We start from the raw sequence: 23,457 nt of genomic DNA, 5'->3' as shown, positions 1-23,457 counted from the left end.
TCTCCGTCCTTTGCAGGTGCGTCCCGAAGCGAGATTAATATCCGAACTGACGCGGCAATAACATCACGAATTCCGGCACAAGCACAAGAAGAACAAGGCTCGCGACGAGCACAAGAATAAAGGGTACGATCTCCCTGATGATTGACCAGGCGTTGATCCTGTTGACGGCCGACACCACAAAGATGAGGACTCCGTAGGGCGGCGTTACCAGGCCGATCATCGTGTTAATGACGATCACCACGCCGAAATGAATCGGATCTATTCCAAGGCCGAGAGCGGCCGGAACGATGACCGGCACGATGACCAGCAGAATGGTGGCGGCGGGAAGCAGCATGCCGAGCACGAGAAACACGGCGTTGACTAGCAGGAAGAATGCGGTGGGCGCCATGTTCCAGGAATCGACCCATTGCGCGAGGGCGTTGGGAAGCCGCTCGATGGCTATAACGCTGCTGAACAGAAACGCGCCGGCTATAATCATGACGACGACGGCGGATTTTTCGGAGCTCTCGACGAGAATGTCGATGAAGCCGCGAAGGCCGACGGTCCGGTAGATGAACACCGAAATACACATGGCGTAGAAAGCCGCTGCGGCTGCGGCTTCCGTGGGCGTCATGGCGCCGGAGTAAATGCCGGCGAGAAGTATCACCGGCGTCAGCAAGGGCAGCGCAGCCGAGCGGAACAGCGACAAGACCTTGCGCGGGGGTATGCGTTCTTCCGTCGGAAAGCCGCGCCGAACTGAAATCCAGTAGCTTGCCGCCATCAGCGCCAGCGCGATGAGAATGGCCGGAAGGACGCCGCCGAGAAAAAGACCGCCCACCGAGGCGTTCGCGGAAATCGCGTAGAAAATCATCGGAATCGACGGCGGGAAGATTGGACCGATGACGGACGAGGCGGCCGTGATCGCCCCGGCAAAGCCATCGGGGTAACGGTTTTTCGCGCGCATCATCCTGACGAGGACACTGCCGATGCCGGCGGCGTCGGCCGTCGCGCTGCCGCTCATGCCGGAAAATATCAGGCTGGTGAGGACGTTGACCTGCGCCAGTCCGCCGCGCGCGTGGCCAACCGCGCCCATGGCGAAAGCGAGCATCCGGTCGGTAATGGTGCCGGCGTTCATCACCCGGGCGGCGAAGATGAAAAGCGGGATCGCCAGGAATATGTAGTTTGACGAAAAACCCTGCATGATCGCGTCCGTCGCCATCGTCAAGGGCAGTCCGCGCATCCACAGATAGGCGATGGAGCTTGAGATCAACGCTATGCCGATGGGAACGCCGATAATCGCCGAACCGATCAGCAGCGCGGCCATGATCAGAAACTCGGTGCTCATGCGCTTCGCTCCGCAGTGGTTAGCGACGCGATTGCGCGAACCGCGTCAAGGATGAAGCGCAGCGCAAGGACGACGAGAAACAGCGTGAAGATCCAATAGACCCATGACAGGGGAAGTTTGAGGACGCCGGTCGTGATGCGGTTCATGACTTCGACATATTTCAGCGAGCCCGGCACGGCGGCCAGCAGCAACGCGCCGGTGATCAAGCCGCCGACGCACCGGCACAGCGCGCGACCGCGTTCTGGCAAGATTTCGTAGACGACGTCGAAGGTCACGTGTTCCCGCAGCGCCACCTGCCAGCAGATTGTCCACCACGAGCCGATGAGAAACGAGTTGATTGCAACTTCAACGGCCCAGCCGACCGGCATGTTGAAAAGATAGCGAAAGGAAGCCTGCCCCAGAACGGCCAGGAACGTGGTCAGGAAGAAGATTATCGATATTGCCTGAGCAAAATGGCGAAGAACTGTCATTACCGGGATATCTGAACTGGACGGAAGCCCCGGCGGCCGGGGCCTCCCGAATGGCGATCAGGGCATCAAATGGAAACAGGCGGGGTTGTCCGATGGCGTGGCGGCGATGCGTTCCGCAAGGCCTTCCTGCCAGTTCTTTGCAAAATCGGACTCCGCGTAGACTTTCGCCGCGTACGCGCGAAATGCTTCGATGTCGGGTTCCGTGAAAGTGACGCCGGCTTCCTCGAAGACGGCCCGGAGTTCGGTTTCGTCGCGCACCTTCTTGCGATCGTTGTAGATTCGCGCAACGTCGGCTGCTTCGCGCAGCAGCGTTTTCTGACGATCGTCGAGCTGGTCCCACGTCGGTTTTCCGACGACCAGGATAAGGTGGTTGACGTAGTGGTTGGTCAGCACGATCTGATCCGTAACCTCGTGCAGCTTGAGGCGGTAGCTCGAGGGTATCGGCAGGCTGTGCGCGTCGACGGCGCCGGTCTGCAGTCCGAGGAAGAGTTCGCCAAGCGCCATCGGCGTGGGATTGGCGCCCAGCGATCGGCCCTGCATCTGCCAGGCTTCCGAAGCCGGCTCCCTCTGCTTGACGCCGGACAGGTCTTCCGGCGTGTCGACGTCTGCGGCCTCGCGCAGACCGACATGGCGCATGCCGAAAAGCGTAGCTCCAAGCGGAACCAGGCCGACTTTTTCTTCCAGCGCCTGGCCGAATTCAGCCCCGATCTCTCCGTTCAGCACCGAGCACATGTGCAGCGGGTCGCGGACGGAATAGGCCGCGGTAAGCGGACCGTATTCGGGAAGCTGTGATCCGACGTCGAAGGCATTGACATAGGCGAGCTGAATAGCCCCGGTCTGCAGGGACGGCAACACGCCGGACTGCTTGACCAGCGTGCCGGCGGGATAGACTTCGATTTCGAATTCGCCGGGCGCCGTGCGCTCGAGATACTCGCCCATCAGCTCGATCGCCAGGACTTGAGAATCGTCGGCCGGCGCCGGACCCGCCCATTTGAGAACGACGGGCTCCGCGGCTGCTGTGCCGACAGCCATCGAAACGGCCAGTGTAACGCCAATTATGTGAGATAGTTTTCGCAACGGTTCCTCCCGAACAGTTATTTCAAATGGAACACACGTTCTAACTTTTGAATGTGTTGTTGTCAATTGGAGCAAGCAGCGACGGTCGGCCATTGCCGGCGCGACCGCGTGACAGGCTTGTCAGCGAGAAATGACAGGGTGATCCGGTCCAGAATTATCGCGCCGCGGAGGCGCCGATCCACTGATAGTCTTTCTGCCGGCTGCGGATCGACCAGATCTCCGATATTTCCATCGCGGCGCGGCGCAGGATATCTGCAAGTTCCTCGTAGCTATCCGGCGTGATCCGCATGGACGGTCCGGCGACGCTCAAGGTGCCGGCTATCGGAGCTCCTTCCTGCGGGCTGCGATAGAAGGGAACCGCCACGGCCGAAGCTCCGGCCTCCGCCTCTTCATTCGAGATGGCGAAGCCGCGCGCGCGTGTTTCCGCCAGACGTTCGAGCAGTTCTTCTGCGCTGGTCGCGCTGTTCGGTCCAAGGGGGCGATGCGTCTTGAAACCCCGCGCCGACACAATCCGGACGGCGTCCTCGTCCGACAGCGTGGCGAGCCAGGCCTTGCCGTTCGCCGTGGCGTGCAGGACAATTTCCTGCCCCATATCAGGATCGTAGCGAAGACCTGATACGGCGCCTTGCGCGCGCGCCACCCAGACAAGGTCCTCGCCTTCGACAATCGCAACGCGGCAATATTCGCGTGTTTCGTGGGCGAGTTTGTCGAGCAGGGTCTGCACGACATCCGGCACGGCGCGGGCGTCGAGGTTGCGGAAAGCCAGTGTGCTCATTCGCAGCGACAGCGAATAGCGTTGCGTATCCGAGGGCTGCGTAACCCATCCCCGGTCCGCCAGCGTCGTCAGCGTCCGGTGAACAGTGCTCGCCGGCATGCCGAGTCGCGCCGCCAGATCGGTCAGTTCCACCGGTTCCCTTTGGCCGGCAAGCGCCTCGAGGATCGTGAGGCACCGGTCTATTGCTGCTATGCTCAATGTCTCTTTCTCCGCCTGTCCCGCCCCGATACGCTTTCCTGCTTTACCGACCCTGGCGTTCCAGCGCCATCTTTCGCAGGGAACTGATGGTCATGCGCGGCGAAATTCCCTCGGGATCGATCCGGCATTCGATCAGGGCCGCGCCTTTGGCCGCCATCGCGCGATCGAGAACCGCGTCGATGTCTTCGCTGCGCGCCAGCACCTCGGAATGAAACCCGTACGCCGCCGCCAGGGCGGTGAAATCCGGGTTCGTCAGGTTCGTTCCGTAAACGTGTTCGGGGTATTCCCGCTCCTGATGCATGCGTATCGTCCCGTAAATCGAATTGTTGACGACAATGATCAGGGGATCGAGGCCGTATTGCATCATGACGCCGAGTTCCTGGCCGTTCATCTGAAAACAGCCGTCGCCGGCAAAGCTGACGACCTTGCGCGCCGGCTCGGCGATCTTGGCGGCGGCCGCCGCCGGAATGCCGTATCCCATCGCGCCGCTCGTGGGCGCGAGTTGCGAACGAAAACGCCGAAACTGCATGAATTTGTGTATCCACGTGGCGTAGTTGCCGGCGCCATTGGTGATGATCGCATCGTCCGGAAGGCGTTTCCGCAGCGCATCAATGACCAGACCCATGTCGAGGGAGCCGGGCTGCTTCGGCGGCGTGAGAAGCGCTTCGTAGCTCTCCCGCCCGCTGCGGATCCAGTCGAGACGGTCTTGCGTCGGCGCAGCTTTGCGACCGGACAGGCATTGCGCAAATGCGGACGTGTTCGCCACCACGGGAAGATCCGCGTAATAGACCCGCCCGAATTCGTTCGCGTCGGGATGCACATGGATGAGAAACTGATTCGCGCGGGGCGGTTTCGGCGCGGTGTAGCCTTGCGTGGTCATATCGCCCAGCCGGGCGCCGATCACCAGCAACAGATCGGCGTCGCGCACCCGCGCCACGACATCCGCGTTGGCGGAGATGCCGAAGTCGCCGACATAGCAGGGATGAGCATTGTCGAAATAGTCCTGGCATCGAAGCGAGCTCACAACGGGCAAGCCGTAATCTTCGGCGAAACTCTCGAAGGACTGTTTGGCTTCTTTCGTCCAGCCGGGGCCGCCCAGGATGCAAAGCGGACGCTCTGCTTCGTCCAGCGCGGCGCAAATCCGGTCAAGCTCATCCTCGCGCGGCGCCGGACGAGCAACGATCGCCGCCGGCAGATCCCCGGTGACCGCATGCCCTGACAAAACGTCTTCCGGCAGAACCAGCACGACCGGGCCGGGACGCCCGGCCTGCGCCAGGTGAAAGGCGTGGCTCAGATGTTCCGGCAGCCGCTCCGGGCTGTCGACTTCGCAGATCCACTTCGCGAAGGGTTCGAACATGTATTTGTACTCGACCTCCTGAAAGGCCTCGCGCTCCTTGTGATCGTGCGGGATCTGCCCGATCATGACCACCATCGGCGTGGAATCCTGCCATGCGGTGTGCACGCCGATGCTGGCGTTGCAGGCGCCCGGACCCCGTGTGACGAGACACAGCCCGGGTTTACCCGTCATCTTTGCATAGGCGTCGGCCATGAACGCGGCGCCGCCCTCCTGCCGGCAGTTGATGAATCGGATCCGGTCGGAGCGATCGTGAATGGCGTCGAGGACTGCAAGGAAGCTCTCGCCGGGAACGCCGAAAATCGTATCCGCGCCCTGAGCCAGCAATCCATCGACCAGTATCTCTCCCCCGGCGCGGGATTCGGTCTGACCGGTATTCGTGCGATCCATCAATCGGGTCCTCTTGCTGATCCCTGCGCCGCCCGGTCGTTCGGGAAGCGGGGACAAATTCGGTATGGCGATGATTGTCCGTCTCCGTGAAGCTCATCATGCGCCTGATTCTTGAAGCAGTGTTCCGGGGCAGGCGTCAAGTTTGCTTGGCGGGCAGGGAACAAAGGTCGGCGTTGTTGCAGAAACATGTTAAATCCGCGATCGCCGATCGCCGCAGCCGCTTCACTCGTTCTATCGATTCCGATTCGACGCAAGGATGTACGACATGACCGACCATCACCTTATCGAAACACCGGGCGCGCATCCGGTCGGCATCGTCGGCGCAGGGCTCATCGGACTTGGATGGGCCGCGTTGTTTGTCCACCGCGGGCACCTTGTCCATGCCCATGATCCCGATCAGGATGTGCTCGCCGGACTGCCTCAGGCAATTGAGACGGCGATCGCCGAAATCGAAGCGGTGGACGGTCCCCGTCGCGCCGGCGGCCGGCTGCAGTGTTTTTCGGGCCTTTGCGAAGCGGTGAACGGATGCGCCTATGTTCAGGAGAATGCGCCGGAGAGGCTGCCGCTCAAATCACGGGTGCTGGCTGAAATCGCCGAATCGGCAGCTCAGGACGCAGTCATAGGGTCGAGCACCACGTCCTTTACCGCCCGGGAACTTGGCGAAGGACAAGCGAGGCCGGAACAAATCATTGTCGCCCATCCCTACAATCCGCCGCATCTCATTCCTCTGGTCGAGATCGGCGGGGCCGGAGAAGACTATAAACCTGCCATCAACTTCGCCTGGCGGTTTTTCCGCGCGCTTGGCAAGGAGCCCGTGCACATTCGTCTTCCCGCGCGGGGTCACATCGCCAACCGGCTATCCGCGGCGCTTTTCAGGGAAGCAGTGCATATCGTAAGCGAGGGCGTCGCCAGCGTCGAGGATGTCGACCGCGCCATCGTTCATGGACCCGGATTGCGATGGGCGACGGCCGGGCCGTTTCTGAACTACCATCTCGGCGCCGGCCGTGGCGGGCTCGCAGCCTATCTCGACCATCTCGGACCGGCTCAGGAGGCGCGATGGGCTGACCTGGGCGATCCGAAGCTTGATGACGAGACGAAGAAGCTGCTCGTCAGCGGAATGAACGAGACGAGCGGCGGTGCTGATATCGCGCAACTTTCCGGCGAGCGCGCAGAGCGTCTGGCTGCAATCCGACTGGCGCTTGCCGGGAAGAGTTGACGTCTCAATCGCAAAACCGGCGAAATCCGACTGTCGGCGTTCGCTTTTCAGGCGCTCGTCAGGCGCTCGATAATGTCCGCGACGATCGCATCCAGATCGCGCGCCGCATCGATTCTGACCCAGTCGGAATAATCGACGTCGCGTTCGAGCTGATGCGCCAGAACGTCAGTCGAAGCGTCGGAGGGACCGCCGTGGCGCGCCTCGACGCGGCGGCGCAGGATCGCTGCATCCGCCTCCAGCCAGAACCCCGTGAATGATACGCCGCAATCGCGGGCCGCCGCTTCCATGCGCGCGCGATCTGCTGGCCGTTCGAATACGCCGTCGCTCACCACGGCGCCGCCTTCGCCAAGGACAACGCCGGCGCGCCTGGCCATCTCCTGGTAAACCGCCTCGGAAATTTCTCTGCGATAGGCCTCGCCCGGAAGGCGTGTTTCCGCTGATACGCCGTGAAGCGCCTTGCGGATACGGTCGCTTTCGATGATGCGGGCGCCTGGCGGCGCGCCCACCCGGGAGGCGAGCTTTTCCGCGACGGTCGTCTTTCCCGAACCGCTCAGGCCGGCGATGGTGACGAGGCGAGGCGGGTGGTCCTGAAGCAATTGGCCTGCAAGTTCGAAATAGGACATCGCCTCATCGGCGCGCGGGTCGTCTGCGCCCTTGTCCGCGATCGCCGTCGCAGTGACATGGGCGCGAACCGCGGCGCGAACGGCCATGAAAAATGGCAGAAGCGTAAATCCCGTCTGGTCTTCCGCCTCGTCGATATATCGATTGGCCGCAAGGTTCGCCAGATCGCCGAAGCCGCGATGCCAGAGGTCCATCAGCAGGAAGGCGAGATCGTAGAGCACATCGACCGTCGCGATGTCCTCATTGAACTCGATGCAATCGAAAAGCCGTGGCTCGCCATCGAGCAGGCAGATATTTCTCAAATGAAGATCGCCATGGCAATGGCGGACCTTCCCGCCCTCACCCCGCCTGTCGAGCAGAGCGGCGTGCTTTTCCAGCGCAGCGCGAAATTTCCGGTTCAGGGAAGCGATGTCGGACGGGTCGAAAAGCTGTCCCCTCCCAAAGCCCGCCTCGTTGATATCGAGAACGCCCGCCATCATCGCGCTGCCCGTGCGTGTGGAGTCGATAGCGGCTTCCCCATGGAAGGCGGCGATCATGTGCGCTGTCTTGCTGATCAGGCCCGGCGTGAGTTCGCCGCGCAACGCCATTCGGTCCAGAAGCATGTCCTGATCGAACCGCATCATCTCGACGACGCCGTCCAGGAGTTTGCCCGCGCCGTCCAGCGCCGGCATGCCGTTCTCTTCTTCGGTAATCCGGTGCGCAGCGATGTAAAGCTCGGGCGCGGTTCTGGAGTTGAGTTCTATTTCCTTTTTACAGGCTGCGAACCGAAGCTCCGGCGTCGAGAAATCGACATAGGGCAAAGCGACTTCCCGCTTCACCTTCCAGGCTCGGTCGCCCGCCAAGAATATGCGGGAGATGTGTGTCTCGATGACCTCGATTTCGTCCTTGCGGACGCCATGGAAGTCCGGGTCGCCAAGCAAAACCGAGGCGGCGCTTTTGTGCTCCACGTTCATCCGGCTTTTTCGCCATTATCCGAGGTCGCTTCACCTGACGCATCGCACAGGGAGTGTTCGGCGGTGAAGGCGAGCAGCCTTGCTATCGTTTCTGATCCGGGCTGGATCACCGTGGCGTCTGTGCTGATCAGGGTGACCGCGGCCTGGGTCTGGTTCTGCCAGTCGAGAATTGGCGCAGCGATCGCCACCAGACCGGGAATGAACCGGCCGTCGACGCTGGCGTATCCCGCCTTTCTGATCTGGTTCTGCAATTGCGCGACGCCGGCCGCGCTGATGGTCAGGTCCGGGATGATATCGGGATTGCGGCGGGCCTGACGAAGTTCGAAATCAAGCATCGAATGGATCTGTGCGGCAGGGGCCCATGCAAGGAACGTGCGTCCGGTCGCCGAGTTCAGCAATGGCAAAGTCGTGCCGAGCCCCATCGACGTGATAGTCGGGGAAGCGGTCCTTTCCCAGCGAACGACAGTGGCTCCTTGATCGCCCCATACCGAAAGCAGCCCGGTCAGGCCGGTTTCCTCGCACAGATCGGGCAGCGTTTCGGCGGTCCGGTTTACGAAGTCGTGCCGGGCGAGCGCCGAAAGACCAAGTTGTATCGCGCCCCGGCCGAGGTCGTATTTGCCGGACCTGCCGGCCTGCTCGACGATCCCTGCATGGATGAAGGACGCCAGATAGCGATGCGCCTTGCTGAGCGGCATTCCGCAGTCGCGCGCGATCTGCGACAGCGAGACAGCGCGGCCGTAGCCGGACATGGTCTGCAGCAGTCTGAGGGCGGCGTCGAGCGATTGAATTCCGCCCGATGATTCGGGTTCTTTCAGATCAGGTCGGTCATGCGTCATTGCGGTCGGTCAGTTCGCGAATCTGGTCAAGCGTTCCTGCGATCATACCGTTTTCAGTCTGTACAAAAAGGCCTCTTGTTTCGCGACCAGTCGCCATGAGCGCCTCACCGACCCGAACCTCGTAGGACAGCTTGAGAGCTCGGCTCTGCCACTCCTCGACGGCGAGGCTGATCGTCAGCCGGTCGCCGTTCTTGACCGGTCTGAAGAACCGCGCGGAGGCGTCCATCAAGCCCATGCCAATCGCGCCCACACGGCGGCAAAGAGCGTCGTGGCCCCCGAATGTCCATAGCCAGTCATGAAACGTGCGGTCAAACCAGCTGTAGAAATTGGGATAGAAGGCAATGCCGGCCGGGTCGCAGTCGCCAAAGCTGACCCGCAGTTCGATAGAGTGAAGTTTCTTCGTCATTATTTTACTATACAGAAGTGGTTGCATAATGTGAAATAATTTGTATCTTCCGCTCCACACTCTATCACAGGGAAGGGGAGGAGAATGAGCAGGCTTTCCACTGTCGAGGTGCTGGGCGGAGGTCCGGCGGGTCTGTACACGGCGATATTGCTGCGCCGCCTGATGCCGGATGTCGACGTGCGCGTTACCGAACAGAACCCTGAAGGCGCAACGTTCGGATTTGGCGTGGTGTTCTCTGACCAGGCGCTTGACTTCCTGAAAGCCGACGACGCCGACATCCATGATCTGGTGACGCCCCATATGGAGCGCTGGCGGAACATGACCTTGAACCTGCCGGGCGACAAAGTGATCCTGGATGGCGTTGGCTTTTCCGCAATCGGCCGTCTCGAGCTGATCGAAATCCTGCGCAAGCACGCATCTTCCCTGGGCATTCCGATGCGATTTTCACACCAGGTCGCGTCTCTTGACGAACTCGACGCCGATCTGATCGTCGGCGCCGATGGCCTGAATTCCCTCGTAAGGACCTCGCATGAGGCGGAGTTCCAGCCGGAGATCGGTTATTTCGACAACCACTTCGCGTGGTTCGGCGCGCCGAGACCCTTCGATACGCTGACGCAGAGCTTCCTGAAGACGGGCAAAGGCGCGTTCAACGCGCATCATTACCGGTATACGCCGGACCTCAGCACATTCATTGTCGAATGCGACGACGCGACGTTCAACGCCTACGGGTTCGACGCGATGGATGAAGAACAAAGCGCCAGGATCTGCGGCGAGGTGTTTTCCGACGTGCTCGAAGGCGCGCCGCTGATCACCAACAAATCGTCCTGGCGTCGTTTTCCGCGGCTCTGGTGCAAAAACTGGGTGGCCGGCCGGCGCGTGCTGCTCGGCGACGCCGCGCATACGGCGCATTTCTCGATCGGCTCCGGCACGCGGCTCGCCATGGAAGACGCGATCGCGCTCGTCCGGTCGCTGGCCTCGCACGAGGATATTGACGAGGCGCTCGCCGCCTATCAGGAAGCCCGCCTTCCGGTTGCGCGCAAGATCGTCGACGCCGCGAACACGTCCGCCAGATGGTATGACGATTTTGCAGACAGGATCGACATGAAGCCGCTCGATTTCGCGTTCGACTACATGACGCGATCCGGCCGGGTGAACATGGAAAGGCTTCGGGCGATCGCGCCGCAATTCATGGCGCGTTACGACGCCGCAATGGCGGACTCTTCCACGAATGTCGCCGATCCCGTTGGCGACGACACGCCGGGCGCTGCGGAAATCGGTTTTGACAAGAACGCCCATCCCAACTGCTCGTCCATCCTGTGGGACAATCTGGAGCGCAATCCCGAAAAGCTCGCGGTGATCGGACCGGGCGGAAATCTCACCTACCGCGAACTCGTCGCTCAAGCGTCGAATTGGGGCAACGCGTTTATCGCGGCCGGCCTGAAACCAGGCGAGAGAATTCCGTTCTTTCTCGACGATACGCCGGTCTACCCGGCCGCCTTTTTCGGCGCGGTGCGCGCCGGCTTCGTACCGGTGCTGCTCAACATACAGACAACACCCGATACGTTGAACTACTTCCTCAAGGACACGGAAGCGCGTTTCGCGCTCTGCGAGGCGGAGCTGGCTGACCGCTTCGCCGGCGCGGTCCTGGAAGGCACGACGCTGGAAACGATCATCGTCGCCAATGGCGAGGCGCCGGGTCAGATGCAAATCACCGCTGAGGCGTTCCTCGGCGATAGCGCCGACACGCTTGCATGCGCTGAAACCGCTCCCGACGACATGGCATTCTGGATGTACTCTTCGGGTTCTACCGACCGGCCGAAGGGCGTCGTCCATCTGCATCACGACATGGCCTATACGCAAGCCTCCTATGGCCGGTGCGTTTTGCAGATCGGGCCGGACGACATCTGTTTCTCCGTGCCGAAGATCTATTTTGCCTATGGCTTCGGGAACTCGATCACCTTCCCGTTTTCCGTCGGCGCCACGACGCTCTTGACGTCGGGTCAGCCGCGCCCCGATTACGTGCTCGAAATGATCGAGACATGGCGTCCGACGGTACTCTTCGGCCTGCCGACTCTCTATACGGCGCTGGCGAGGGCCGAGACGCTTGAAAAACGCGACCTGTCATCGCTACGCCAGTCGATGTCGGCGGCCGAGATATTGTCCGAGGACGTCTATAACGCGTGGAAGGCGCAAACCGGCCATGGCCCGACCGAAGGTCTGGGCTCGACCGAACTTCTGCACATTTATCTCTCGAACGCGCTCGACGACCATCGCATCGGCGCCGCCGGAAAACGTGTGCCGGGTTATGAGGTTCGTCTTGAAACGCCGGATGGACATGCGGCGGCCAGCGGGGAAGAGGGCGTGATGTTTGTCCGCGGACATTCCTCCGCGCCCTGCTACTGGAACCGTCCTGACAAGACGCGCGACACGATGCGGCGCGACTGGATCTACACCGGCGACCGCTTCGTTGAAAAGGACGGCTACTTCTATTTCCAGGGACGCGCCGACGAACTGATCAAGGTTTCAGGGCAGTGGGTCTGGCCGCTAGAGGTCGAACGTTGCCTGAACGAACATCCGGACGTCCACGAATGCGCCGTCCTGGCGCATGAACTCCCGGACCGCCGGATGGCCTTGCGCGCCGTGGTGCGCCTGAAAAATTCCGGCGGGGATTGCGAAGAGCAGACAGAGCGCTTGCGCCAATACGTCAAGCAGCAACTGACGCCGTTCAAGTCGCCGCGCATTTTCGAATATATCGATGAACTGCCGAAGACCGGCACCGGAAAGATTGACCGGCTGGCGCTGCGCACAGGCGCGTAACAGACAAAAAGAAGGAAGCAACGATGTCTTATGTGTTTCAACCGCTACCGGTTCCGACTGTCGCAATCGCCGACAGCGAAGACCTCATGCCGGTGCGCCGCATCTTCTGCGTCGGCCGCAATTACGCGGCGCATGCGCGTGAAATGGGCAAGGATCCGGATCGCGAGCCGCCGTTTTTCTTCTCCAAGCCGGCCGATGCAGTGGTGCTCGATGGTGAGACCGTCGCCTATCCTCCCGAGACACAAAATTTCCACTTCGAGGCCGAGCTTGTGGTGGCGATCGGCAAGGCCGGCCGCAACATTTCCGAGGATGACGCGCTCTCCCATGTCTGGGGATACGCCATCGGAAACGATCTGACGCGTCGCGATCTGCAACTGGCTGCGCGCGACAAGGGACGTCCCTGGGACTTCGGCAAGGCCTTCGACCGGTCTGCGGTCATCGGTCCGGTTCATCCCGTCTCCAAGATCGGACATCCCGACAGCGGCGCGATTGGTCTCAGCGTAAACGGCGAGGTTAAACAGGACGCCGATCTGAACGAACTAATCTGGTCGGTTCCGGAGATCATTTCCATTCTGTCGCACTCGATCGGCCTGCAGCCCGGCGATCTCATCATGACTGGGACGCCGGCCGGCGTCGGACCGCTTCAGGTGGGCGACCAATGCACGGTGTCGATCGCAGGACTGGGCGAGATTGCGACGACGATCGGCCCGTCCGAATAGTAATCCGGTGAAACCATGTCCCTGACGCTGCACAATTTCTTTCGTTCCTCCACCTCCACGCGATTGCGCGTCGCGCTCAATCTCAAGGGGCTCGATTACGATTACGTGGCCTATGTCCTGCGTAAAGGCGAAACCCGCACGGCAAAATACCTCGCGATCAATCCGCAGGGTCTGGTTCCGTCGCTGGAGCGCGAAGACGGCAGGGTGATGAACCAGTCGCTGGCCATCATGGAATGGCTGGAGGAAGTTCACCCGAACCCGCCCTTGTTGCCGAAGGACGCGGACGGCAGGGCGCGGGTGCGCGCTATCGCCTACATGATCGCCTGCGAGGTGCATCCGCTGAACAATTTGCGGGTTCTCGGCTATATTACAGACAAGTTCGGCGCGGACGAGACGGCGCACAAGGAATGGTTTACGCATTGGGTCGCGATGACTTTCGATGCGCTGGAGGTCATGCTGGATCGCGACAGCGAGACCGGCGATTTCTGTCATGGCGACGAAGTGGGCCTTGCCGATATCTGCCTTTACGCGCAGGTGTGGAACAATCGGCGCTTTGCGATCGATACGGCGCAATGGCCAACGATCGCCGGCATTTTTAACAGGCTGGACGCAATCGCGGCCTTTCGCGACGCCGCGCCGCCGAACCAGCCAGACGCGGTCTGAAACGCTATTTTCAAACGAAACAGCAAGGAGGAACACAATGAATGAATCCGTAACGCATGACACCGTCGAACACGCCATGCAGCCGGAAGACACCCCTGCCTTGCGTGAACTCTACAAGGGGTTCGAGAATCATCATCTTATCCCGTTGTGGACCCAGCTCGGCGATCTGATGCCGATCCACCCGAAACCGCGCGCCGTGCCGCATCTCTGGAAATGGTCGGATCTTCTGCCACTTGCAGAAAAATCCGGTGAACTGGTGCCGGTCGGCAGAGGCGGCGAGCGCCGGGCGATCGGTCTGGCCAATCCCGGGCTTGGCGGTCACGCCTATGTGAGCCCGACATTGTGGGCGGCGATCCAGTATCTCGGACCGCGCGAGACGGCGCCGGAGCATCGCCATTCCCAGAACGCGTTTCGTTTCGTGGTAGAGGGCGAAGGCGTCTGGACCGTGGTCAACGGCGATCCGGTGCGCATGAGCCGCGGCGACCTGTTGCTGACGCCGGGCTGGTGTTTCCATGGGCACCACAACGACACCGACCAGCCGATGGCGTGGATCGACGGTCTGGATATTCCGTTTTCGCAGCAAAACGATGTTGGCTTCTTTGAATTCGGATCCGACCGGGTGACGGACTACGCAACGCCGCGCTTCTCGCAGGGCGAGCGTCTGTGGTGCCATCCGGGGCTGCGGCCGCTGTCGGGATTGCAGGATACCGTAAGTTCGCCGATCGGCGCCTATCGGTGGGAATACACCGACCGGGCGTTGACGGAACAACTGCTCCTCGAAGAAGAAGGCCAGCCGGCCACCGTCGAGCAGGGCCACGCGGCCATTCGCTATGTCAATCCGACGACGGGCGGCGACGTCATGCCGACGATCCGTTGCGAGTTCCATCGTTTGCGCGCCGGCTGCACGACGCCGACCCGTCGCGAGGTGGGCTCGACAGTCTTCCAGGTATTCGAGGGCAGCGGCGCAGTGGTCATGGATGGCGTCGAGCATACGCTCGACATTGGCGACTTGTTCGTCATTCCGTCATGGATAAGCTGGTCCCTTCAGGCGGAAACGCAGTTCGACCTGTTTCGCTTTTCCGACGCACCAATCATGGAGCGTCTCAATTTCGCGCGCACCCATGTCGAGACCCCGGACCGGTGAACCGGTCGCTTGACGAGGCGCGGGAGGCCCTTCGGCAGCGTCAGGGCGATGGCGCGCGCTATGACGCTGCCGCAGCGCCGGCGCGGGATCTCGACTGGGCGCGGCGGGGCACAGCCTATTTCGCGAGATTGCTGAACGGTCTGGGCGATGCAGATCTGGACGGACCGTCCAGTCTGGAAGGCAGGTTGCGCCGGGAAATCGTCGCGCATGTCGGCTACCACGCGCGCACGCTAAGCGAGATCGTTTCCAGTGCGCGCGAGGCGCAGCCGAACGCGGAGCCTGTTCCGATGCGCGTCGATATTGCAGAGGTCGAGCGCCGCGCGACGCAGCCGGCCCGCGCGCTGCGAAACCTGTTCGCCCATTCGAAAGTCCATCTCAATGTCGAGTGGCGCGATCTGGACGACGCCCAGTGGCGGGCGGTTGTCGCGAATGGCGCAGATCAGGAGATCGCCGTCCGCGACACCCCCTGGCTGCGCGCGCGAGCCATCTGGCTGCACGCGATTGATCTCGGCGCGGGCGGTCGGCTCACCGACGCGCCACCTGATTTCGTCGAAGCCCTCGTTGCAGATCTGACAGCGGAACGCGCGCGCGATGATGATGTCGCTGCGGATGAAGGCCGACGCTTTGTAATCCGAGCTGCCGAAACCGCCCTTTGGCTGTCCGGCCGTCGGATCCGCAGACCAGACGGCGTCTCCTCAGAAATGTCGCCATCGCCTGTCGGGCTTATGAATTTGTAGCTTTCTTGCGTGCGGCCACCGCCGCCAAACCGACCGGTTGGCGATGCGGACCGCGCCGCCAAATCGCTCGATGATTGCCTTGGCGGTCGGATCCATTGTCGCTTCGGGCAAAAGGGTGCTGCAAGGCCTGCGTCGCGGCCAGGGTTGCAAGACCGATAACGGAAACGATCGCCAGGATAAGCAGGGCGGTGATGCGGTTTCGCAGCAACTTCATCGGCTTTCAGCCTGCGTGTGCACCGGCGCCGTCATCTGGTATCCGCCGTTTCGCACGGTCTTGAATATCGGTCCGGCGTCGTGCTTGCCGAGTTTGCGCCGCAACCAGCTCGTCAGAACGTCGATCGAGCGATCCATCGGGTCGCGGCTGATCTCGCGCATCGGGGAATGGCCCTTCAGTTTGAAGCCATCTTCGCCGAAGACTATCATGTCGAGCTTGCGGCGCGCATGTATTCGAGGGTCTTTAGAAGTCCCGCAGGCTGACGTCGTCGCCAAGCGCCGGGCCCACGATCCGGCCCCTTAACGACCCAGCGAGTACGAAGTCCAGTTCCGTGTTGGTTCACTTCGATCAGAATGTCTGGTTGGACAAATAGAAGCCGAAAAGCATTTACCGCCAATCAGTGGACTGGTGAAGAGGCGCTGAAAACAATTGCCGATATGGGAATTTTCCCCATGAGGCCGGGAATCTGGTCTGCCGGCGGATGTTTTACCTGCAGAGGTTGTTGACTAGTTGCCGACATCGCCTTACGAGTCTTGGCCCAACAAATAGATGGCAACCGGATTGCAGGGGAAGGATGGCCACTAAATCAGACGCCAGCGATATGGCCCCGGACACAGCACCCGAGACCGGCTCGGCCGTCGACGCCGTAGTCAGACAGTTACGCGAACTGATCGTCGAAGAAGGGCTGAAGGTCGGCGACCATCTGCCTACCGAGCGTGAGCTTTGCGTCCGTTTCGCAGCCAGCCGCAACACGGTGCGGGAGGCCATGCGCATTATGAAAGCCTACGGCATGGTCGAGGTCCGTCCGAAGATTGGCGCCACAATCACCGACAACAGGATGGCCCGCGCCTTCGAGCTCTTTTCCTTCAACACGATGGAAGTGTCGCGCAAATCCTTTGCCGACGTACAGGCATTCCGCGACCTGATCGAGGTGCGTTCCGCCGACCGGATTTTCGAGGTTCTGAGGGATGAAGATATCGACGAGCTGCGGGAAAGGAATGCGAGCCTGGCGGATATACGGGATATTCAGGAAGCATCGGAGGTGGACTACGCTTTTCACCTGCGCCTGATCTCCATTCTTGGCAACAACGCCATCCTGGACGTCTATTCGGTGATGAAGCCAATCATTCTGCGCATCATGCAGAAGGGAAAAACGCGGCGCACCTTCATGACAGAAACCTTTGACGAGCATGAAGGGGTCATAGACGCGATGGCCGCCCGCGACCGTCTCGCATTCGAATACAGGCTCAGGAATCATCTGATGGTTGGCTTCAAGCACTTCAATGAGGAGATTGAAGAAACGGCCTGATGGACCTTGGGGCGTGCCCCAAATACCGTGGAGACGGGCCGCGCCAACCCGTCACAGGAACCGGAACCGGCGCGATTATAGGGAGGAAATATGATGAGACATCTTCTGAAATGTACAACGGCGTTTACCGCGCTCGCGATGTCGGCGCAGCTGGCGCTGGCGGGACCCGAGATCGTTGCCGGGCCCGGCGCCAACCCGGAATGCTTCGCGCCGTGGTCGGACGACACGACCTACCTGCAATGGGAAGCGAAAGAGGCTCCCTACAAGATCGCCGTGGTGAACGGCTTCGTCGGCAACACCTGGCGTATTCAGATGATCAAGACCGCCAAGGCCTTCGCCGAGGATCCGGCGATCAAGGACAAGATCGAGACATTGAAGGTGGTGTCCACGGGCACTGACGCTCCGGCGCAACTGGGCGCCATCGAAGACTTCATCAACCAGGGCTTCGATGCGATCATCACAATTGCGGTTTCCCCGGACGGCTTTGACCGCGTCATCCGGCTCGCCGACAAGAACGACGTGGTTATCGTGCCGTTCGACAACGTCCTCGATACCGACAAAGTCATGCAGGTCAACGAGGACCAGCTCGAAATGGGCCGTACTTGGGCGAAGTTCGTGCTGGACCAGCTGAAAGCGGAAGGCACGACCTCGGGCAAGTTGCTGGAAGTGCGCGGTTTGCCGGGAAACTCGGTGGACCGCGACCGGTCGATTGGCATTCATGAAGTCTTCGACGCCGACGGCGGCGACTGGGAGATCGTCCAGGTCGTCGGAAACTGGGATGACGGCACTGCACAGAAGGTGACAGCCGACGCCATCGCCGTTCACAACAGGTTCGACGCCATACTCGCGCAGGGCGGCACCACCGGCGTCGTCCAGGCGATGATGGATACAGACCATCCGATGGTCCCTGTCGCAGGCGAATCCGAGAACGGTTTCCGCAAGCTCGTCGCCAAACACGCCGACGAAGGCCTGAAGGGCATTTCCATCGGTCAGTCGCCGGGCCTCGTCGCCATCGCGATCAAGGCCGCCATCTCCGCGCTCGAGGGCAACGCGATGCCGCAGTTGATCTCCGTGCCGCTGCCCATCGCCACCTATGACGAGCTCGAGGACGGGGCCAACTACTGGTCGGACCTTCCCGACAACTTCTTCACGGTCAACGAGTTCCCGCCCTGCGGCGTTAACATCTCCGGTCCGGCGATCATGTCGCAGGATGAGTCCGACGTGAACTGATCCCGCGATACGGGCGGCCCAACAGGGCCGCCCGTAACGGTTTCCACTCAGGTTAGAGCCGGTATGGCCGGCAACAGGGGACGTATGACCGAGTCCATCGTCGAGTACCGCGGCATATCGAAGTATTTTGCCGGTATCCGGGCGCTCCAGAGCGTCGACTTTTCCTGCAAGCTCGGCTCCATTCACGCCGTTTTGGGGGAAAACGGGGCCGGTAAGTCCACGCTGATCAAGATCATGTCCGGCGTGTTGCAGCCGGACGCGGGCGAGATCCTGCTGGACGGAAAGCCGGTCTCCTTTCCCACGCCTCAATCGGCCAACGAGGCTGGCATCGTCTGCATGTTTCAGGAACTCTCACTCGTTCCCGACCTCTCGGTTGCCGAGAATATTTCGATTTCCCATCCGCCCCGCCGCTTCGGGCTGATCAACCGGCGCGAACAGGTCCGCCGCGCGGAGGAACTGCTCGCACGCGTGCGTTGCGAGGATGTCGACCCCAACGCGGTGGTCCGCGAGCTCTCGCTTTCGCGCCGCCAGATGGTGGAAATCGCCAAGGCGCTGGGCAAGTCGCCGAAGGTTCTTATCCTCGACGAAGCGACCTCGGCGCTCACTTCGCGCGACGTGCAAACTGTCTACGACCTGCTTGCCGAGCTGAAGGCGGAGGGTGTGGCCAGCCTGTTTATTTCTCATCGCATGCACGAAGTGGACGCCCTCTGCGACACCCTGTCGGTGTTCAGAAACGGCCAGCACATCGAAACCTTCGCGAAGGGCGAGAAGTCGGAGCGCGAAATCGTTCATCTGATGATCGGCCGCGACGTCGAAGCACAATTCCCGCCCAAGCCGCCCGCCCCGTCACTGCCGGGCCGGGGAGAGCCGCTCCTCCGGGTTCGCGGGCTGTCCTGGCAAAACCGGTTGAACGGAATCGACTTGTCAGTCCATGGCGGCGAGATCGTCGGGCTCGGCGGACTCGACGGACAGGGGCAGAAGGAATTGCTTCTGGCGCTGTTCGGGGTTCTGCGCGATGTCGATGGCGAGGTCGTGATCGGCGGGAAAAAGGGAATCCCGTCGTCGCCGGCCGCCGCCAAATCCGCCGAGACGAGGTTGGCGCTGGTGCCCGAGGACCGCAAGACCGAGGGGCTCATGCTCGGGATGCCGATCGCCGACAATCTGCTCGCCTCTTCCTTCCAGCGCATTTCTCGTGGCCCCTTCATCGACCCGGTCCTGTCGCGCAAGACGGTCGAGGAGGGCATCTCGCGGCTGCAGATCAAGACCGGTTCAGCCTCTGATCCCGTTATGACCCTGTCGGGCGGAAACCAGCAGAAGGTCGTTATCGCCAAATGGCTGATGATCGATCCCGACGTCGTACTGCTCAATGACCCGACGCGCGGGATCGATGTCGGCACCAAGCAGGAAATCTACAAGCTGATGCGCGACCTCGCCAATGCGGGCAAGGCGGTTCTCTTCTATTCGTCAGATTACGCGGAACTGATCGGTTGCTGCGACCGTGTCTCCGTCCTCTACTCCGGCCGGGTTGTCGCCGAAAAACAGGGTGACGAGATTACCGAGGAAAGCCTCGTCGCCGCGTCGCTCAACATCGACGTCGAGGCGGCGTAATGCACAAGTCGACCCTGATGCGCTATTTCAGTCAGAATCTCGGTGTCGTCACCGCGTCTCTCCTGCTGATTGCGCTGTATGTCGCTTACAATTTCATGCACCCGCGCGGCTTCTCCACAGCGGTCGCGGTGCAGAACACCAACGAGGCGGCGGCGATCGCTTTCGTCGCCATGGCGCAAACACTGCCGGTCCTGCTCGGCGGACTGGACCTCTCGGTCGGGGCGGTCATGACGCTGTGCAACTGCGTCGCCTCGGTGCTCGTGAATGGGACGCCGGGCGAGATCGTTTTCGGCATGCTGGCGACGCTCGCAACTGGAACGGCGTTCGGCGCGCTGAACGGCTGCATTGTCGTCTACGGGCGCATCCAGCCGATCATCGCAACGCTCGCCACCGGTGCGATCGCAATCGGCCTCGCGCTGATCGTGCGACCCAAGCCCGGCGGCGATGTCGACGGCGACCTGGGCTGGGCGCTGACAAATTCCGTCTGGGATTTTGCCGATACTTACGGGCTCGCTGACGGCGGGGATGCATGGTGGCTGCAGCCGTTCGTCGACATTCCGGTGCCTTTTTTGCTGGTCGTTCTGGTCGCGGTCTGCGTCTGGTTGCCGTTCAAGCGCACCGTGACGGGACGCACTGTCTACGCCATCGGCTCGGCCGAAGGGGCGGCCTTCATGTCGGGATTGCCTATTGACCGTGCGCGTATCGCGGCGTTCACGCTGGGCGGTTTCTTCGCCGCCTGCGGCGGCCTTTATCTCGCAATCCAGACCTCGTCGGGCAATGCCGACCTCCAGCAGGCCGGCGCCTACACGCTGAACTCGATCGCGGCCGTCGTGCTGGGCGGCACGTCGCTGCTCGGTGGCGTAGGCGGCGCGATCGCCAGCCTCATCGGCGCGTGCATATTGCGTGTTATCTCCTTCTATTTCCGTATTCTTGACATCGACCCGCTGCTGCAGCCCCTGATCGAGGGCATCGTATTGCTCGTCGCTGTGTCCTTCGGCGCTATCCGCACGATACGGGTCAGGAACAAACTGGATCTCTTCAGGTAGGTCATCATGCGCATTTCCGTGTCGAACGAAAACAAGCCCATCGTGATCGCGTCGTTCTTCGTTGTCGTGATCCTTCTGGCGGGCACCGCCTACACGCTGTCGACGAGTGGCGCGGCGCCGCTGCTTTCGCCGAACTACCTGCTCCAGCAATTGCAGACCGGGTCGTTTCTCGGCATCTGCGCTGCGGGCATGATGATGGTCATCCTGCTCGGCCATATAGATCTGTCGATTCCCTGGACGCTTACCGCCGCGGCAATGACCGCCACCGCAGTCGGCGGAGAAATGGCGCTGCCCACAGCACTCGCCGTCGGCATCGCCGTCGGTGCGCTGAACGGCTTCGGAGTCGCTTTCCTGCGCATTCCGTCCATGATATTCACGCTGGGTGTCGATACGGTGCTGCGCGGGCTGATGGTTGCGCAGACCGGCGGGTTCGCTCCGCAGGATACCGCAACGCCGCTGATGCTGTTCCTTTCCAAGGAGCGGATACTCGGCATTCCCGTAGCGATATATGTTTGGGCCGCGGTTTCCCTCGTCATAATCATCGTGCTGACCCGAACCGGCTTCGGTCGGTCTATATACGCGACCGGATCAAGCGAACGGGCCGCTTACCTGTCGGGCATCCGCACCCGTTTCGTCACCATGGGCGCTTTCATGATGTCGAGCCTTTGCGCCTCCATCGCCGGCGTGCTGCTCGCCGGATATTCCGCAAAGGCCTACCAGGGTATGGGCAACGCGTTTCTTTTGCCGGCGATAGCCGCCGTCGTCCTCGGCGGCACGCACATTCTTGGAGGCAGGGGCCGGTATGTCGGTACTCTGATCGGAGTCGTTCTGATCGTCTTGCTGAACTCCGTGCTCTCAATCATGCAGATGCCGGAAGCCGGCCGCCAGATCATCTACGGCACGGTCATCATCGCCATGCTGCTCGTTTACGGGCGCAACCAGCGCGTCACATCCTGACGAAACCTAATGCCGGTCGAGACCTTGAGACAGGCAAAGTCCGTTTGCCAGAGCTGGTTGGGCGCGGAGGACTTGTCGCTGAACTCGTCAGCTGCCTTGATCACCAAAAAGGCCGGGCTGGTGATGAGGTCATACGCCTCCAACAGCCCGTAAACACTGGCTTTCGAAACGAAGTATCGTTTTGTGTCGGTGAACCTGACCGCCAGTTCCCGTGGCGAGACTTCCGGCTCTTCCAGTGCCAAATCGACGATCTGTCGCCGGATCTCGTCAGGAATGCGCTTCTTGCCTGCCTCCATGAACTCCTTCGACCAGGAGGATTACCGGCTCTGGGCAATCCATGGATCGCCGGAAGAGTTGGTCAACAAGGTAACGATCGGGGCGGTGTTCGGGGTGCGCGTGGCGATCGTCACTTGTCCTGTCGACGGCGCGCCTCTGGCGATCCCGCTCACCGGACGGCAGAAGTAGTGGACCTATTCGCGCCCTTTTCTTTTGCGATTGATCGCATAGCCGCTCGCAGGACCCCGCAGCGGCTGGATCAGCATGCGGTCGAGCCAGAGATCGCGTCGCGAGCGAAACTGTTCGATGCCGATGGTCATTCCGCGATGGCCGTCGCGCGGCTGCGCCTTGTAGGTGCCAAGGAGGCGGTCCCACCAGGGAAGATTGAAGCCGAAATTCGAATTGGTCTCGCTCGGATGGATCGAATGATGCACGCGGTGCATGTCCGGCGTGACGACGAAGAGCCGCAGGACGCGATCAATTGCCTTCGGGATGCGAATATTTGAATGGTTGAACATGGCTGTGGCGTTCAGGAGCACCTCGAAGACGAGCACGGCGACCGCCGGCGGTCCCAGAGCCGCAACGACCATCAGCTTGACGCCCATGGACAGCAGGATTTCGACCGGATGAAACCGCAGGCCCGTGGTTACGTCGAATTCGAGATCGGCGTGATGCATGCGATGGAGGCGCCAAAGCGTCGGCACGGCGTGGAACATGACATGCTGGAGATAGATCGCGAGGTCGAGAGCAAGCACGGCAAGGATAAACGCCGTCCATCCCGGAATGTCCAGGATATTGAAGAGGCCCCAGCCCTTGTCCTGCGCGATCAGGGCGAGCCCGACGGCGATGATCGGAAAGGTCACCCGAACAAGCAGCGTGTCGAGCACGACAACCCCGAGATTGTTGCTCCAACGCAGAAGGCGCGGAATCTCGCGCCTTCGACGCGGGGCGGCGACTTCCCACAGCGCCATGACAACAAGGACGCCTACAAAGGACGCCGCGCGGATGGCGGCTTCGTTCGTCAGCAGGGCGTCGGTCATGTCAGAACTCGCGTAGGCTTCGGTCACCCTTATTATAGGGCGGCTGCGCGAATTTTTCTTGCGACATCATGCCCTTG

At 61.4% G+C, this 23,457-nt stretch carries 21 protein-coding genes and 2 pseudogenes; 12 read left to right on the top strand and 11 right to left on the bottom strand.

The annotated features are described in order from the left end of the window. Positions 1-34 precede the first annotated feature (34 nt). From K1W69_RS08850 to K1W69_RS08830, 5 genes are all read right to left on the bottom strand, one after another. The gene (locus K1W69_RS08850) at positions 35-1,324 is read right to left on the bottom strand and encodes a TRAP transporter large permease (protein ID WP_220228013.1); all 1,290 of its coding nucleotides are present in this window, start codon (positions 1,322-1,324) and stop codon (positions 35-37) included. Then, positions 1,321-1,794, bottom strand: coding sequence for a TRAP transporter small permease (locus K1W69_RS08845; RefSeq protein ID WP_220228012.1), 474 nt, complete (start codon positions 1,792-1,794; stop codon positions 1,321-1,323). The genes K1W69_RS08850 and K1W69_RS08845 overlap by 4 nt, the downstream gene beginning before the upstream one ends. 57 nt (positions 1,795-1,851) lie before the next feature. Further along, complete coding sequence (gene dctP / locus K1W69_RS08840; protein WP_220228011.1) at positions 1,852-2,871, bottom strand: TRAP transporter substrate-binding protein DctP; 1,020 nt, start codon at positions 2,869-2,871, stop codon at positions 1,852-1,854. A 154-nt stretch (positions 2,872-3,025) separates the two neighbouring features. Beyond that, positions 3,026-3,844, bottom strand: coding sequence for an IclR family transcriptional regulator (locus K1W69_RS08835; RefSeq protein ID WP_220228010.1), 819 nt, complete (start codon positions 3,842-3,844; stop codon positions 3,026-3,028). A gap of 43 nt (positions 3,845-3,887) precedes the next feature. Continuing rightward, entirely contained in the window at positions 3,888-5,588 is a 1,701-nt protein-coding gene (locus tag K1W69_RS08830) for a thiamine pyrophosphate-binding protein (RefSeq protein WP_220228009.1), read from the bottom strand. A 265-nt stretch (positions 5,589-5,853) separates the two neighbouring features. Between K1W69_RS08830 and K1W69_RS08825 the strand changes: the two genes are divergently transcribed. After that, the gene (locus K1W69_RS08825; RefSeq protein ID WP_220228008.1) at positions 5,854-6,804 is read left to right on the top strand and encodes a 3-hydroxyacyl-CoA dehydrogenase NAD-binding domain-containing protein; all 951 of its coding nucleotides are present in this window, start codon (positions 5,854-5,856) and stop codon (positions 6,802-6,804) included. Between the two features lie 47 nt (positions 6,805-6,851). Here K1W69_RS08825 and K1W69_RS08820 read toward each other — a convergent pair whose 3' ends face one another. From K1W69_RS08820 to K1W69_RS08810, 3 genes are read right to left on the bottom strand one after another with little or no spacing between them, the layout of a single operon-like run. Next, on the bottom strand, positions 6,852-8,378 hold the full coding sequence (locus K1W69_RS08820) for a bifunctional aminoglycoside phosphotransferase/ATP-binding protein (RefSeq protein ID WP_220228007.1): 1,527 nt from the start codon (positions 8,376-8,378) through the stop codon (positions 6,852-6,854). Beyond that, positions 8,375-9,214 (bottom strand): IclR family transcriptional regulator, encoded by an 840-nt coding sequence (locus K1W69_RS08815; protein WP_220228006.1) that lies wholly within the window; start codon positions 9,212-9,214, stop codon positions 8,375-8,377. Before K1W69_RS08815 ends, K1W69_RS08820 begins: the two co-directional genes overlap by 4 nt. Beyond that, positions 9,204-9,620, bottom strand: coding sequence for an acyl-CoA thioesterase (locus K1W69_RS08810; protein ID WP_220228005.1), 417 nt, complete (start codon positions 9,618-9,620; stop codon positions 9,204-9,206). The genes K1W69_RS08815 and K1W69_RS08810 overlap by 11 nt, the downstream gene beginning before the upstream one ends. An 84-nt stretch (positions 9,621-9,704) precedes the next feature. On the opposite strand from K1W69_RS08810, the gene K1W69_RS08805 reads away from it, so the two are divergent. The 5 genes from K1W69_RS08805 to K1W69_RS08785 are packed head-to-tail and all read left to right on the top strand — an operon-like array spanning position 9,705 to position 15,700. Then, positions 9,705-12,437, top strand: a complete 2,733-nt coding sequence (locus tag K1W69_RS08805; RefSeq protein WP_220228004.1) for a benzoate-CoA ligase family protein — start codon at positions 9,705-9,707, stop codon at positions 12,435-12,437. A gap of 23 nt (positions 12,438-12,460) precedes the next feature. Then, a complete protein-coding gene (locus tag K1W69_RS08800; protein ID WP_220228003.1) occupies positions 12,461-13,156 on the top strand; it encodes a fumarylacetoacetate hydrolase family protein in 696 nt (231 codons plus the stop codon). A 15-nt stretch (positions 13,157-13,171) separates the two neighbouring features. Further along, the gene (gene maiA, locus K1W69_RS08795; protein WP_220228002.1) at positions 13,172-13,819 is read left to right on the top strand and encodes a maleylacetoacetate isomerase; all 648 of its coding nucleotides are present in this window, start codon (positions 13,172-13,174) and stop codon (positions 13,817-13,819) included. A 37-nt stretch (positions 13,820-13,856) separates the two neighbouring features. Next, on the top strand, positions 13,857-14,963 hold the full coding sequence (locus K1W69_RS08790) for a cupin domain-containing protein (protein ID WP_258570958.1): 1,107 nt from the start codon (positions 13,857-13,859) through the stop codon (positions 14,961-14,963). Further along, complete coding sequence (locus K1W69_RS08785; RefSeq protein ID WP_220228001.1) at positions 14,960-15,700, top strand: maleylpyruvate isomerase N-terminal domain-containing protein; 741 nt, start codon at positions 14,960-14,962, stop codon at positions 15,698-15,700. Before K1W69_RS08790 ends, K1W69_RS08785 begins: the two co-directional genes overlap by 4 nt. A gap of 210 nt (positions 15,701-15,910) precedes the next feature. Here the strand turns inward: K1W69_RS08785 and K1W69_RS08780 are convergent. Further along, positions 15,911-16,060: pseudogene (locus tag K1W69_RS08780) on the bottom strand (helix-turn-helix domain-containing protein); the annotation flags it as partial. Between the two features lie 428 nt (positions 16,061-16,488). Here K1W69_RS08780 and K1W69_RS08775 point away from each other — a divergent pair. The 5 genes from K1W69_RS08775 to K1W69_RS08755 all read left to right on the top strand — a co-directional run bounded on the left by K1W69_RS08775 (position 16,489) and on the right by K1W69_RS08755 (position 22,064). Further along, positions 16,489-17,223, top strand: a complete 735-nt coding sequence (locus K1W69_RS08775; protein ID WP_220227999.1) for a FadR/GntR family transcriptional regulator — start codon at positions 16,489-16,491, stop codon at positions 17,221-17,223. A 90-nt stretch (positions 17,224-17,313) separates the two neighbouring features. Next, positions 17,314-18,453: a sugar ABC transporter substrate-binding protein gene (locus K1W69_RS08770; RefSeq protein WP_258570956.1), complete on the top strand. Its 1,140-nt coding sequence runs from the start codon at positions 17,314-17,316 to the stop codon at positions 18,451-18,453. A gap of 84 nt (positions 18,454-18,537) precedes the next feature. Beyond that, entirely contained in the window at positions 18,538-20,061 is a 1,524-nt protein-coding gene (locus tag K1W69_RS08765; RefSeq protein ID WP_220227998.1) for a sugar ABC transporter ATP-binding protein, read from the top strand. After that, positions 20,061-21,107: an ABC transporter permease gene (locus K1W69_RS08760; protein WP_220227997.1), complete on the top strand. Its 1,047-nt coding sequence runs from the start codon at positions 20,061-20,063 to the stop codon at positions 21,105-21,107. The genes K1W69_RS08765 and K1W69_RS08760 overlap by 1 nt, the downstream gene beginning before the upstream one ends. Before the next feature lie 6 nt (positions 21,108-21,113). Continuing rightward, complete coding sequence (locus K1W69_RS08755; protein ID WP_220227996.1) at positions 21,114-22,064, top strand: ABC transporter permease; 951 nt, start codon at positions 21,114-21,116, stop codon at positions 22,062-22,064. A 20-nt stretch (positions 22,065-22,084) separates the two neighbouring features. Here K1W69_RS08755 and K1W69_RS08750 read toward each other — a convergent pair. Next, positions 22,085-22,342, bottom strand: a pseudogene (locus tag K1W69_RS08750) (helix-turn-helix domain-containing protein); the annotation flags it as partial. A gap of 4 nt (positions 22,343-22,346) precedes the next feature. Here K1W69_RS08750 and K1W69_RS08745 point away from each other — a divergent pair. Further along, positions 22,347-22,529 (top strand): hypothetical protein, encoded by a 183-nt coding sequence (locus K1W69_RS08745; RefSeq protein ID WP_220229387.1) that lies wholly within the window; start codon positions 22,347-22,349, stop codon positions 22,527-22,529. Positions 22,530-22,534: 5 nt separating this feature from the next. Here K1W69_RS08745 and K1W69_RS08740 read toward each other — a convergent pair whose 3' ends face one another. Next, a complete protein-coding gene (locus K1W69_RS08740; protein ID WP_220227995.1) occupies positions 22,535-23,380 on the bottom strand; it encodes a sterol desaturase family protein in 846 nt (281 codons plus the stop codon). Between the last annotated feature and the right edge of the window lie 77 nt (positions 23,381-23,457).

This window comes from Flavimaribacter sediminis, assembly GCF_019492055.1.
Classification (GTDB): Bacteria; Pseudomonadota; Alphaproteobacteria; order Rhizobiales; family Rhizobiaceae; genus Flavimaribacter; species Flavimaribacter sediminis.
Note: the sequence above shows the minus strand (reverse complement) of the source record. Positions and strands in the feature narration are given on the sequence as shown.